This window comes from Phytopseudomonas dryadis (assembly GCF_004327355.1).
GTDB classification, from domain to species: domain Bacteria; phylum Pseudomonadota; class Gammaproteobacteria; order Pseudomonadales; family Pseudomonadaceae; genus Aquipseudomonas; species Aquipseudomonas dryadis.
In genome coordinates, this window is sequence record NZ_QJUM01000010.1 from 20042 (window position 1) to 31847 (window position 11806).

Annotated in this window: 10 protein-coding genes and 1 pseudogene; 7 read left to right on the forward strand and 4 right to left on the reverse strand. The window is 59.1% G+C overall.

Translation table 11 applies throughout. The features are described 5' to 3' along the window. The 6 genes from tssH (at position 1) to DNK34_RS10225 (ending at position 7252) form a co-directional block, all read left to right on the forward strand. Complete coding sequence (gene tssH / locus DNK34_RS10200) at positions 1-2544, forward strand: type VI secretion system ATPase TssH (RefSeq protein ID WP_131174616.1); 2544 nt, start codon at positions 1-3, stop codon at positions 2542-2544. 64 nt (positions 2545-2608) lie between these two features. Beyond that, positions 2609-3121, forward strand: coding sequence for a hypothetical protein (locus DNK34_RS10205; protein WP_131174617.1), 513 nt, complete (start codon positions 2609-2611; stop codon positions 3119-3121). A 69-nt stretch (positions 3122-3190) separates the two neighbouring features. Then, entirely contained in the window at positions 3191-3745 is a 555-nt protein-coding gene (locus DNK34_RS10210) for a hypothetical protein (RefSeq protein WP_131174618.1), read from the forward strand. Positions 3746-3857: 112 nt separating this feature from the next. After that, positions 3858-4643, forward strand: coding sequence for a hypothetical protein (locus DNK34_RS10215; protein ID WP_131174619.1), 786 nt, complete (start codon positions 3858-3860; stop codon positions 4641-4643). 43 nt (positions 4644-4686) lie between these two features. Next, positions 4687-6696 (forward strand): type VI secretion system Vgr family protein, encoded by a 2010-nt coding sequence (locus tag DNK34_RS10220; protein ID WP_131174620.1) that lies wholly within the window; start codon positions 4687-4689, stop codon positions 6694-6696. Positions 6697-6706: 10 nt separating this feature from the next. After that, entirely contained in the window at positions 6707-7252 is a 546-nt protein-coding gene (locus DNK34_RS10225; RefSeq protein WP_131174621.1) for a toxin-antitoxin system YwqK family antitoxin, read from the forward strand. Here DNK34_RS10225 and DNK34_RS10230 read toward each other — a convergent pair whose 3' ends face one another. From DNK34_RS10230 to DNK34_RS10240, 4 genes and pseudogenes are all read right to left on the reverse strand, one after another. Beyond that, positions 7253-7648 carry a DUF4280 domain-containing protein gene (locus tag DNK34_RS10230; RefSeq protein WP_131174622.1) on the reverse strand — a complete coding sequence of 132 codons (396 nt, stop codon included), beginning with the start codon at positions 7646-7648 and terminating at the stop codon, positions 7253-7255. Positions 7649-7767: 119 nt separating this feature from the next. After that, a pseudogene (locus DNK34_RS25415) lies at positions 7768-7923 on the reverse strand (IS3 family transposase); the annotation flags it as partial. Between the two features lie 103 nt (positions 7924-8026). Then, on the reverse strand, positions 8027-9328 hold the full coding sequence (locus DNK34_RS10235; RefSeq protein WP_131174623.1) for an MFS transporter: 1302 nt from the start codon (positions 9326-9328) through the stop codon (positions 8027-8029). Positions 9329-9427: 99 nt separating this feature from the next. Beyond that, positions 9428-10840 carry an amidase gene (locus tag DNK34_RS10240; RefSeq protein ID WP_165497298.1) on the reverse strand — a complete coding sequence of 471 codons (1413 nt, stop codon included), beginning with the start codon at positions 10838-10840 and terminating at the stop codon, positions 9428-9430. A 142-nt stretch (positions 10841-10982) separates the two neighbouring features. Between DNK34_RS10240 and DNK34_RS10245 the strand changes: the two genes are divergently transcribed. Continuing rightward, a complete protein-coding gene (locus DNK34_RS10245) occupies positions 10983-11759 on the forward strand; it encodes an IclR family transcriptional regulator (RefSeq protein ID WP_131174624.1) in 777 nt (258 codons plus the stop codon). Positions 11760-11806 lie beyond the last annotated feature (47 nt).

The window sequence follows — 11806 nt, forward strand, 5'->3', positions numbered from 1 at the left end:
ATGGAGCTCGGCACTCTGATCAACCGCCTCAACGGTGACTGCCGACGTGCCCTGGAGCGCTCCGCGCAACGCTGCCTGCAGCGCACCCACCACTACGTGGAAATCGAACACCTGCTGCTGGAACTGATGGAGATAGACGGCGGCGACCTTGCCTGCCTGCTGCCCCGCTGTGGCGTGGAACGCGATGCCCTCGGCGCCGAAATCAACCAGGCGCTGGAGCTGTTCAAGGCCGGCAGCACGCGTACGCCAGCCCTTTCCAGCCAGACCGTCGGCCTGCTGGAAGACGCAGTGGTGCAAGCCAGCGTGATCGGCCACGGCAGCATCCGCTCCGGCCTGTTGCTGCTGGCCCTGCTCGACCGTGAAGAACGCCGCAGCCTGCTGCTCAACAGCGCCTCCTCGCTGCTGCGCATCCCCCGCGAGGCCCTGCGCGCGAACTGGATGGAATGGACGGCAAGCTCCCGCGAAAACCTCGATGCGAGGCCGCCCGCGACAACCGACAAGGCGCAACCGAAGCAGGACTCGGTACTGGATCAGTACACCCAGGATCTCACCGCCGACGCCCGCGCCGGGCGCATCGACCCCATCGTCGGGCGTGATGGCGAAATCCGCCAGTGCATCGACATCCTATTGAGACGGCGGCAGAACAACCCGATCCTGGTCGGCGCGCCGGGCGTGGGCAAGACCGCCGTGGCCGAAGGCCTGGCCCTGCGCATCGCTGCCGGGGACGTGCCGCCGTCGTTGCAGGAAGTCAGTTTGCGCGTGCTCGACCTCGGTCTGCTGCAGGCCGGCGCCGGGGTCAAGGGCGAGTTCGAACAGCGACTCAAGGGCGTGATCGACGCGGTTCGCGGCGCCGACCAACCGATCATCCTGTTCATCGACGAAGCCCACACCCTGATCGGCGCAGGCGGCAGCGAGGGCGGCAGCGATGCCGCCAACCTGCTGAAACCGGCATTGGCCCGTGGCGAGTTGCGCACCCTCGCCGCCACGACCTGGATGGAATACAAGAAGTACTTCGAGAAAGACCCGGCCCTCGCCCGCCGCTTCCAACTGGTGCAGGTCGAAGAGCCGGACGAAATCACTGCCGTGGAAATGCTCCGCGGCGTCGCCGCCAAACTCGAACAGCACCACGGCGTGCAGGTACTCGACGCGGCGATCCATGAAGCGGTGAAACTCTCGCACCGCTACATCTCCGGCCGCCAGTTGCCGGACAAGGCCATCAGCGTGCTCGACACCGCGTGCGCCCGGGTCGCCCTCGGCCAGCACGACGTGCCGCCACCGCTGGAGAGCCTGCGCCACCGCCAGAACAGCCTCAAGGACGAAGTCGAACGCCTGCGCCGCGAACAGGCCACCGGCCTCGATCACCGCGAACGCATCACCCTGCTGGAAAGCGAATCCGCCAGCAATGTGCAAGCGATCCGCGAACTGGAAACCCGCTGGGGTGAAGAGCGCGTGGCGGTGCGCGAACTGCTCGACACCCGCCGCGAACTGCTCGACTTGAGCGAGCGCGCCGACAGCGACAACCCCGATGAGGCCACCGACAGCCACATCGACCATCTGGCCGCCGAACTGCTGCGCCTCGAAGCCGGACTGGATGCGATCCGCCAGGACGATCCCCTGGTGCCCGAGCAGGTCGACGCGAAAACCGTCGCCGCCGTGATAGCAGGCTGGACCGGTATCCCCGTCGGCAAGATGCTCGCCGACGAAGCCCACGCCGTGCGCACACTCGGCCAGCGCATGGGGCAACGGGTGATGGGCCAGCGCGCCGCGCTCGATACCATCGCCCAGCGTTTGCAGGCTTACCGCGCCGGGCTGACCGATCCGGCCAAGCCGGTGGGCGTGTTCCTGCTGGTCGGCCCCACCGGGGTCGGCAAGACCGAAACCGCCTACGCACTGGCCGACGCGCTGTATGGCGGCGAACGCAACCTGATCAGCATCAACCTTTCGGAATACCAGGAAGCCCACACCGTCAGCCAGCTCAAGGGCGCCCCGCCCGGCTACGTCGGTTACGGCAGTGGCGGCGTGCTGACGGAAGCGGTACGGCGCAAACCCTATTCGGTGGTGCTGCTGGATGAGATCGAAAAGGCCCACCCCGACGTGCTGGAAGCCTTCTACAACGTCTTCGACAAGGGCCTGATGGAGGACGGCACAGGTCTGGTGGTGGACTTCAAGAACACCGTGATGCTGGCCACCAGCAATGTCGGCGCCGAACTGTTGCTGGACACCGCCACCGACCAGCTCGGCAGCGACGCCTTCAACGAACGCCTGCGCAAGGTGCTGCTACAAGCCTTCCGCCCCGCCTTCCTCGCCCGTATGACCGTGGTGCCCTACCGCCCACTGGACGAAGCGACGCTGGAAGAGATTGTCCTGGCCAAGCTGGAAAAACTGCGGGAGCGCTACAAGGCTGCGACTGGCAAGCAGTTCGAGTTCGATGCCGGGATTGTCAAGGCAGTGCTCGCCAAGTGCAGCGCGGCGGGCGCGCGGGATATCGAGAATGTATTGATGACGCAGGTGACGGGGAAGTTGGCGGAGTGGGTGTTGGAGTGATCTGAATTGCTCGTCTGTCACGCTGAAAAACGTCGATTTTTGCTTTAGAAACGGGAGTTCTCCAATGCCTTACAACCCATTTAAAATCGACAACCTAGACAGCAAAAAACCACAAGATAGGTTGGCTGAAGATAAAAACTGCGTAGCCATGTCCTTTTCCAAAGTATTGGGAATAAATGCACACGCTGCTATAAATTTCTTCTTGCAAAAGGGCTGGATTGATTCGGCAAAAAAACTCGAGAACGACAAAATTGTTGAAGCAATTGCCGTGCACCTTAGTATGAAAAAAATATATTCCGACAAGCCCTGGGCTGAACTTAAAACCGCAATGGCAAAAGATCTAGATGGACGATATCTAGCGGTCAACACCGGCATTAATAAATTCAATGAAAGCCCGAGTACAGTCGGACATGCATTCTGCATCATTAAAAGCGGAGGATTGGGAGTAGCAGGGAATAATGCGGAAAATCCCAACTCACCGTACCACAGTCGAATAGGTCAAACCCATAAAATTACTGTCTGGGGCCCGGTACGGTGGTGCCCTTATTTCGGCATCCCGGAACCTTCAAAAAAATGAACCGCCGTTCAAAAGGCTCAAAGAGTTCGAACTGAAAGGACAGAGTAGAATTTCCCTCATGGAGGAGACATGAAAAAAGTATTGAACGTAGCAGCAGGATTATTGCCCTTGGCCGCTGAAGATTTCTCAACACCATGCACAGTTTTTAATTATGACCCATTGACTTCTATAAAAAATGAGCTGGACGGTGTAATGCTGGGGATATTTGCCGGGATGGTGAGTGCGCCAGAGCCCTACTTCAACTATAGCCACTCAGCCAATTTCTACTCGACGCTCGAACCAAAGAGCCTCGACCTCATCATCGGCATATCGCCATTTGGCTTTTCACTGATCGACGCAACAACTGATCGCTGTTTAAAGGTAGGAGGGATTGTTCTGATTGCCGGCAACAAAAACAATCGTTACATCAAACTAGAGCATTCCTTCCATCCTTCAGTCTTGGCCAGTAACTACTCCGAAACGAAGGCACCTGAGGATTGGATCTCAGCAATGGGAACCAAAATACTCCTCCATTATCCCTCACATACTTCTGCTCTCGAAAAAGACACCAAGCTGAACACTTTGATTTTTTATCAAAAGAACAAGGACACTGCAGCCGCCGCTACAGAAGAAGAGTCAAAATAAATATAGAGCTAAAAAGCATCGATCAAACTCTGAGGCATCCTCACAAATCTCCCCCGGCTCCATAGTTTGCCTATAGTAACGGAACAGATTTATTTATACAGCAGGAGACACCATGACACGCTGGACTAATCAATACGGCTCCGTTTCTCCTGATCAGACAGTGTTTATGCTGGCGGCAGACCAATACGGTCCCATTTATCAGGTGCACGGCAAATCCATGGGGGCAACCTGGGCCCACTGCATTCTGGGACCAGACATCGCCGCCCCCGGTGGTATCCAGGTCAACAACCAACCCAGTATTGGTGGTGAAGGCTGGAATACCCCGTGGGTTGGCATGGGGTTTCCTGCTCACACTCTTATTCAAGATGTGGTCAGCTGGAAACGAGCACACTTGATCAACGGAGAATGGGGTGGGCCTGGTAACCAATGGAGCAACCTGACAATTCTTAGCTCACAGGCCAACAGTTGGCACAAAGGCATTGAAAACCATATTCGTAACTTTCTGAACGCCTGCTACAAATTTGACTTGCAAAATCCGATGCCAAATTACTGGGTCGGCGTGGAGTATCAAGTCGTCAGATCGGTCGACACCTTTGCAATCCCGCCAGCCAATCCCAACGACCTTTATACCTTCGTACCGTCTCATATTGTGGCCAGATGGCGAGCCGTCAGATTTCCGAAGATAGCAGGAGCCATCCACATCGTAATTGCCCATGCGGTGGCCAATCGAATAGGGTTACCCGTACTACCCGTGAACTTTGGCGGATTCCCTCCCTACAACGTGCCTGGTGCGCTAGCAGCCCATCAAAATACCGGTAATTACATCGCAGGTGCTCCTGCTCTGCACGTCCCCAACGCCAATAACTTCGATCAGGATGTGGAAATCCACAATGTTTAATTCAATAACCACACACTGAGTTCCTCTGACTGAGGGCGCTTCAATGACCCGATCCACCGACAGCAATACCACCCTCTCCCTTACCGCCCCCTCGCTGTCGGCGCTTTTCCCTGAATCGCTGTCCGGCGATGAGGTGCTCAACACGCTGGGCGCACAAACCCTCTACGGTCTGAACGACGGTGCCTCTCTCACCCTGACCAGCGCTATCGCCACCCACGTCACTACTACCCTGCACAACGACACGCAACTGCGCCCGTTTGATGCGCTGGTCGCCGAAGTCCGCCAACTCCCCGCCGACGCCACCGCCGAGCGCTATCAACTTGTGCTAAGGCCATGGCTGTGGTGGCTGACCCTGGCGAGCAATAACCGGGTATTCCAGAACAAGACCACCGACGAGATCGTCACCGCCATCTTCGACCTCCACGGCTTCAGCGACTACCAGCTCGAGCTCAACGCCAGCTATACCCCACGCGAATACTGCGTGCAATACGGCGAAACAGACTTCGCCTTCGTCTCGCGGCTGCTGGAGGAAGAAGGCATTTTCTGGTTCTTCACCCACGACGATGGCAAGCACACGCTGGTGCTCGGCGACAGCAACGACGCCTTCGTGCAGATCCCCAACGGGCCAACAGTCAAGTATCTGGGACAAAGACTGGGCGAGCGGGAGCTGCATGGGATTCGCTCTGGACAGGTGTGCCTGCAAGCGGTGGCCGGGGTTTATCGGGCGACGGATTATGAGTTCACCACGCCGACCACCTCGTTGTACGGCCAGGCCGAAGCGGTGGCCGGGCCGCGTTCGATCTATGAGCATCCGGGTGGTTACAACGCCAAGGCGCGCGGCGATGCGTTGACCAAACAGCGCGTCGATGGTTTGCGCAGCGAGGAAAAGCGTTTTGTCGGCGAAAGCGACTGCCGCTGGCTGGTTCCGGGGCACTGGTTCACCCTCGACGGTCACGACGATGCGAGCCTGAATATCGACTGGGTGGTGACGCGGGTCACCCATGACGTCAGCCATGAAAGCTATCGCAACCGCTTCGAAGCGATCCCCAAAGCCACGCCGTTTCGTCCGCAACGCAGCACACCGAAACCACGGACGCATTCACAGACTGCAATCGTCGTGGGCAAGTCCGGCGAGGATATCTGGACCGACCAGTACGGCCGCATCAAGATCCAGTTCCCCTGGGACCGCGACGGCAAGAACGATGAAACCAGTTCCTGCTGGGTGCGCGTGGTATTGCCCTGGAGCGGCAAGGGCTTCGGCATGCAGTTCATCCCGCGCATCGGCCAGGAAGTGATCGTGACCTTTATCGACGGCGACCCGGATCGGCCGCTGGTCACGGGTTGCGTCTACAACGGCGACAACGCCCTGCCCTATGCCCTGCCGGCCAACCAGACGCAATCGGGGATCAAGACCCAGTCGTCCAAGGGTGGCGGCGGCTTCAACGAGCTGCGTTTCGAGGACAGGAAGGACGGCGAAGAGGTGTTCCTGCAGGCGCAGAAGGACTTCAACATCAACGTACTCAACGACAGCACCGCCAGCGTGGGCCATGACGAGACCCTCACCGTGCAGAACGCCCGCACCCGCACGGTGAAGGAAGGCGACGAGACCATCACCCTGGAGAAGGGCAAGCGCACGGTGACCATCCAGACCGGCAGCGATAGCCTGGATGTGAAAGACTCCCGCACCCTGAAGGTCGGTGGCGACCAGACCCACAGCACCGGCGGCAATTATTCGCACAGGGTGACCGGCAACTACGAGCTGACCGTGGACGGCAACCTGACCATCAAGGTCGGTGGCACCCTGACCTTGCAAAGCACTGGCGACCTGACCGCCAAGAGCGATGCCAACCTCACCACCCAGGCCGGCATGGCCCTGACCGACAAGGCCGGCACTTCGCTCACCAACCAGGCGGGCACCTCCCTGGACAACAAGGCCGGCACCACCCTGACCAACGACGCCGGCATCAGCCTGACCAACAAGGCCGCCGCCGAACAGACCGTGGATGGCGGCGGCATGCTGACCCTCAAGGGCGGCCTGGTAAAGGTGAATTGAGGAGTCAGGCATGGGGCAGTCCGGCAAGCTCGATCTCACCCGCGGCGACAGCCGTATGCAGGGCCAGTTGCAGGATGGCCGACTGGACGGCCGTGTACGTATCGAGGAAGCGGGCCGGCCCCAGGCGCAGCTGAGCTACAGCCAGGGCGAGCTGGATGGGCCGGTTACCCTCTTCCATGCCAATGGCCAGGTATCGGCGCGATTGCCCTATGCACGCAGCAGGTTGCATGGCGTCGCCACCTATCATGCCGTGGAGGGCTGGCTGCAGCGCAAGGTGAATTACCGCCATGGCCTGATGCATGGCGAAGCCAGCAGCTACTTTCCGGATGGCAGCCTGGCGGAAGTCGAACACTATCGCGATGGCGTCCGGGATGGCGCCTGCCTGCGCTACCACGGCAACGGCCAGGTCGCGTTGCGCAGCCGATACGTGAATGGTCGATTGCTGGAGCCGGGACAAGCGTTCAGCAACGACGGTCGTCCCCTCGACGCCAAGGGCAAACCGCTCTCCAGGCTGCGCTGGTGGTTGAAGCAGCGCAGCGAATCGAGCGAAGCCTGATCAGGGAATCAGCATCTGCACCTGGCCCGGCATCTGGATCTTGATCACCCCGCCCCAGGTGCACATCAGCGTGCTGTTGGCATCCAGCGCCGGCATGTTACCCAGCAGCAGGGTCGGCGGCCCGCCGGGAATCCAGGGCGTGGCCGTGGCCGGAAGGCACGGCATGGGCGTCAATACGCCCAGTGCGGCCGCCGTGGCGGCGGCCACCATCGGATTGGCCAGGCTCTGGCACAGGCCGAAGGTAGAAATATTCACCAGCGGGATATGATCCATGATGTTCGCCGCAGGCATGCCTGCCGTGAGCATCCGGTTGCCGGGCAATACGTTCAGCACCGCAGGTGCGGCACCGAAGCTGCATTGCATCACCGCGCACGCACACACTTGTGGGCAGCCCATGGAGCAACGTCCTGGTAGGGAAAGGCTGTCTAAACATAGTACAAGTTGCCTGGCGCGAGCCTCATTTCGCTGGCCTGACGCAGCTTACGCATCTCACGCTCCAGTCCCTTAATCCGCTAGCGTTTGCTGCTGGCCTGACCTTCACGCTTGCGATTGTCGCGTTCGGCCTGGCGCATCCAGCGGCGCAGTGTTGCGGCGGTACAACCAATCCTGGCGGCAATTGAGCAGATCACCGTCCACGCCGCCCCATGCTCGTCTTGATGCTCCAGCAGCAAACCAAGCGTTCGCTCGCGGACTCACGGGGAATACTCCGTTGCTGTCTTCATGGCTCCATCCGCTCAAGAACTGGAGCCTCCGGGAAGGCCAGGCTGATTCAAGTCAACGCACAATGGCTTCTTTGCGCCATACCAACATCAGCACGCATATGAACGAGGTGAATGCCAGCACCGAATAGAACACCGCCAACGGCCACCAGAGTCCTCCGGCTTGCCCGGCGATCAGCGTCCCGAGCATGGGCGTTGTGCCGCCGATCAGAGCGCCGCAAGCCTGGTAGGCCAAGGAAATACCCGAGTAACGTTGGTGCAACGGGAAAATGTTGACGATGTAGCCGGCGATCACTGCGTAGAACGCTGACGAGAAAATCTTCGTCAACGAGATCCCCAGGATGATCATCAGACTCTGCCCGGTTTCGACCAAGCTGAACATCACATACGGCACCAGCATACTCATTCCCGAGGTGATCAGCAGGAACCGTCCCGCGCCGACCTTGTCGGCTAGCCATGCGGCGATCGGCTGGTTGATCAGTTGCACGATGGCAACCACCGACAGGCATTCGAGGATCACGGAGCTTTTAATCCCCAGGTACTGAGTGCTGTAAGCAATCATGAAGGTGTTGGTGAAGTAGGCGGACGAAATACCGATGGTGCACGCGCCCATCACCAGCAGCACCAACGGCCAAGAATCACGCAGCACCACCTTGACCGGCGACTGCAGCGGTACATCAGCAGCCAGTTTATTGGCTTCGAACTCCGGCGATTCGTGAACACCACGGCGAATCACAAACGCCAGCAGCAGCAACACCACACTGCCTATAAACGGCAGGCGCCAACCCCAGGCGTACATGTCCTCTTCTGGCATGGCGCTGATGTAGCGGAAGGCAATCAGAGCCAAGATCAATCCTGCCGGGCTACCTAATTGGGCAAAGGAAGCATAGAAGCTCTTTTTCCCCTCTGGCGCGTGCTCGCTCGCCAACAACACCGCCCCGCCCCACTCACCGCCGACCGCGATACCTTGACAGATGCGCAATAGCACCAAAAGCACCGGCGCCAGCATGCCTGCCTGCTCGTAAGACGGCAGCAAGCCGATACCAACTGTAGAAGCTCCCATCAGAAACAGCGTGAGGATCAGCGAATACTTGCGCCCATAACGATCACCCAAGTGGCCGAAAATTATCCCTCCCAGAGGTCTCGCGACAAAACCCACCGCCAGCGTCGCGAACGAAGAAAGCGTACCCACCAGTTGGCTACTTCCAGGGAAAAATACATGGCTGAAGATCAACGCCGAAGCCGTCGCGTAAATGTAGAAGTCGAACCATTCGATCAAGGTGCCGAGAAATGAACCAGCCGCGGCTCTGACAGGTTGGCGTGTCTTAGAGCACACCGGTATGGAGGTGGATGACATACAAGCTCCCGATAGTTTTGGCATTTTTGTAAGAGGAACCCAGCTGGCGAGTCGAGGCGTCTATATGCGCGTTGCCAGCATTGAGATTGATCAGATCGGTTAGCCCTGGGTGTACGGTTTGCTGGCGGTTTCAAAAGCCTGCGCCAGCTTGAGCAGGGTCAATTCATCGCGGTATCGCCCAATGATTTGCAGGCCCACCGGCAACCCCTGCTCAGTGAAACCGCAGGGCAATGACATCGCCGGGTGACCGGTCAAGGTGATCAACGAGCACGAATCCATCCACTCGATGTAGTTGTGCATTTCCTGCTCGCCAATTCGCTCAACGAATGGCTGATCGACCGGGAAAGGCAATACCTGACTGACCGGGGCGATAATGAAGTCATAGGTCTCAAGCAACTGTTGAGTGTCGCGGAACAAGCGCGCACGCCGTTGCTCAGCGCTGATCACGTCCTGTGCGCTGAAGGTACTTGCCAGCTCGATATTCCAGATCAGCGTGCCTTTAAGCTGGTCACGGTGGGTCTGCAACAGGCTCGCGTAACCGCTGGCGTAGGTCATGGCCCGCAGGACTTGGAAAGCGTGGGAGGCGCCGCTGAAATCGGGCTCGGCATGTTCGACGAGGCATCCCATGTCAGCAAGACGCTTGGCACCCTGGTCAATGATGGCGCGCACCGGCGCCGCTACCGGCAAGCCGCCCAGGTCGGGACTGTAGGCAATACGCGCGCCCTTGAAATCAGCGCTCAAGTCTTGACGATAGAGCGTACCGGGCTGATCGATGCTCAATGGATCTCGACGATCCGGGCCGGCGATCACGCTGAGCAAGAGCGCGACGTCGGCAACGCAGCGCCCCATGGGACCAGCAGCGGTCACTTGGCCAAAGCTGTTGGGATTGGGCCAGATCGGCACCCGACCGATCGATGGGCGCAGGCCGACGATATTGCAGAAGCTCGCCGGGTTACGCAGCGAACCGCCCATGTCGGTACCGTCGGCCAAGGCAACCATGCCGGTCGCCAATGCGACTGCGGCGCCGCCACTGCTGCCGCCGCAGGTCAGCGTGTGGTCATAGGGATTACGAGTGACACCGAAGACCTCGTTGAATGTCTGCGAACCGGCCCCGAACTCCGGGAGGTTGGTTTTACCCAGCAGAATCGACCCTGCCTCGGCCTGGCGACTAACGATCAACGAGTCGACTTGAGGGACATGATCGGCATACACCTTTGAGCCCCAAGTGGTGCGCATGCCTGCCGTCAGAAAAGAGTCTTTATGCGCCAGAGGCAAACCATGCAATGCCCCCAGCGGCTCGCCTCTGCTCTGGCGGCGGTCAGCTTCGTCAGCTTTTCTCAAGGCGCCCTCGGCATCCACCGTTACCAGCGCATTGAGGACGGGATTGAGAGCGTCGATCTGCTGCAGGCAGGCTTCGGTCAGCTCGCGGGCGGACAAGTGTCCGGAGCGGATTTGCGCGGCTTGCTCGCAGGCCGATTTCATCAAGAGTTCGGGAGAGTTCGATACTGTCATATTCACTCAAATGTATCGAATTACGATACTTTATGTTGTAATGTGGTACCTTTTATATCCCTGAGCGTGCCCCAGGTCAACATGCGTTATCCTGTTTCGCGCTTGTCTCGACGCACGGCACGCCGAAAACTGGAGGGACGCTGTGTCCACAAAAGAATTGAAAAACCTCAATCCACAGTTCATCGCCACCCTCGAAAAAGGCATTCGGGTACTGGAGATGTTTCGCAATGGACAGGCGTCCATCGGTCTGACTGAACTGGCGGAAAGCAGCCAGATGACCAAGAGCGCTGCACAGCGCTTTACCTACACCTGGTGTGAGCTTGGCTACCTGACCAAGGACGAACGTTCCCGGCGTTACAGCCTGACGCACAAGGCTCTCGAACTGGGCTTCCTATACCTCAACGCAGACCCACTGATCAGCCGCGCCCTGCCCTTGCTCAAGCAGATCCGCGAACGCTGCAGCCTCACCGTCAACTTGAGTGTGCTCAGTGAGCACGACATCGTTTATGTGATGCGCATACCCGGTAATCACCAGACCTTCGCTGAAATGCTCCCAGGGCGACGGATGCCCGCCTGGTGCACGTCGGCTGGGCGCGTATTACTGTCGGCGCTACCCGATCAGCAAATTCGCGACAGCCTCGCCGCCACCCAGCCCACCGCGTTTACGCCCCGCACCCAGACTGATCGCGAAGTGTTGTTCGAGCAGATCATCGCCGCCCGCCAGAACGGGTACGCGATCACCAGTGATCAAGTGTTGATTGGGCAGGTCGGTATCGCGGCACCGATTCGCAACGTGCATTTCCAGACGGTCGCGTCGGTCAACATCACGGCGCAGTTGAGCAATTGGCCGGAGCAAAAGGTAATCGAGGAGCTCGCGCCTATTTTGCTGGAGGTTACGCAGGCAGTGACGGTAGGCTGACGCGCCTGCTCGAAGGCCATCGTGGACAGGTGATGAACGGCTCGTCA

Coding starts and splice junctions, on each gene's coding strand:
- tssH (WP_131174616.1), top strand. CDS start 1: ATGGAGCTCGGCACTCTGATCAACCGCCTCAACGGTGACTGCCGACGT.
- DNK34_RS10205 (WP_131174617.1), top strand. CDS start 2,609: ATGCCTTACAACCCATTTAAAATCGACAACCTAGACAGCAAAAAACCA.
- DNK34_RS10210 (WP_131174618.1), top strand. CDS start 3,191: ATGAAAAAAGTATTGAACGTAGCAGCAGGATTATTGCCCTTGGCCGCT.
- DNK34_RS10215 (WP_131174619.1), top strand. CDS start 3,858: ATGACACGCTGGACTAATCAATACGGCTCCGTTTCTCCTGATCAGACA.
- DNK34_RS10220 (WP_131174620.1), top strand. CDS start 4,687: ATGACCCGATCCACCGACAGCAATACCACCCTCTCCCTTACCGCCCCC.
- DNK34_RS10225 (WP_131174621.1), top strand. CDS start 6,707: ATGGGGCAGTCCGGCAAGCTCGATCTCACCCGCGGCGACAGCCGTATG.
- DNK34_RS10230 (WP_131174622.1), bottom strand. CDS start 7,648: ATGGGCTGCCCACAAGTGTGTGCGTGCGCGGTGATGCAATGCAGCTTC.
- DNK34_RS10235 (WP_131174623.1), bottom strand. CDS start 9,328: ATGTCATCCACCTCCATACCGGTGTGCTCTAAGACACGCCAACCTGTC.
- DNK34_RS10240 (WP_165497298.1), bottom strand. CDS start 10,840: ATGACAGTATCGAACTCTCCCGAACTCTTGATGAAATCGGCCTGCGAG.